Genomic DNA, 1,108 nt, shown 5'->3' on the forward strand with positions numbered 1-1,108 from the left:
CGCGGCGACTCCTCGCCCGGTGCGTGCTCGCGCAGTTCGACGACCTCGTCGGACCGCAGCCAGTGCGTCGCAAGCACCTCGGCAGGGCCCATGCGCGCGGCGCGGGTGCCGGCGTGGAACGCGGCGGAGAGTCGGCTGCCGAGGCCGCCGTCCGCAAGATAGGCCCCGGTGGCCTGCTCGGTGCGAGTGACGCCCTGCTCCCCCGCATCACCGACGCCATCGGCTGCGGAGGGATCCCTCTCCGCTCGCGCGATGCGGATCGAACCGAGTCCGATCGCGACGACCCTGCGGGCGGCGAAGTCGTCGAGCCAGGCGCGCATGAGCGCCTCGAACTCGGGATCACCGGGCCTGGCACCACCGTCACGGGCCCAGGTCTCGGCGTAGCGGGCCGGGTCGATGCGGTCTCGTTCGATCACCCAGGCGTCGAGCGCCGGGCTCGGTGCCGCATCGGATGCGGCGGCGATCCAGTTGCGCACCCGCTCCAGGCCGTCACCGCCCCAGGGAGTCTCCCAGTTGGCGAGGCAGAGGAAGACTCCGCCGGGCGCGAGGTGCGCGGGCGCCTCGCGCACCACGGACGCGGCGAGCTCGTCGCCCGTCCGCCCGCCGTCGCGGTAGGCGTAGATCGGGTCGTCGGCGACGCTCGCCTCCCCGCGCGGCGTGATGACGAACGGCGGATTGGAGGCGATGAGGTCGAAGCGCTCCCCCGTTACCGGCGCGAAGAGGTCGCCGTGCCGGAATTCGATGCCGTGCTCCATGCCGTTCAGACGTGCGTTCGCGCGGGCGAGATCCAGCGCCCGCTCGGAGATGTCGGTCGCGACGACCGGCCCGCGGAGCGCGAGGTGCATCGCGACGATGCCGCAGCCGGTCCCGAGATCCAAAGATCTCGGGCTATCAGCACTGCCGAGGTCCAGCGCGCGCCCGGCATCGTGCGGCGGAAGCTGCGCGATGAGCGAGCGGGTGGCGCCGCCGACGCCCATGACGTGGTCGGGATGGGCGGGGCCGTTGCGCAGCTGGTCGTCGAGATCCGAGAGGATCCACCAGTCGAGCGGCGCGGCGAGCCGCGAATCGTCGGCGACGCGCACCGGGTTCAGCGACAGCGCGGCGCGGC

At 73.3% G+C, this 1,108-nt stretch carries 1 protein-coding gene; it reads right to left on the reverse strand.

The genetic code is table 11. The features are described from left to right. Positions 1-1,108: class I SAM-dependent methyltransferase (locus tag ACFPZL_RS13510; RefSeq protein WP_382335899.1), on the reverse strand; the 1,108-nt coding region annotated here is incomplete at both ends.

The organism is Leucobacter soli (assembly GCF_042659205.1).
GTDB lineage: Bacteria > Actinomycetota > Actinomycetes > Actinomycetales > Microbacteriaceae > Leucobacter > Leucobacter soli.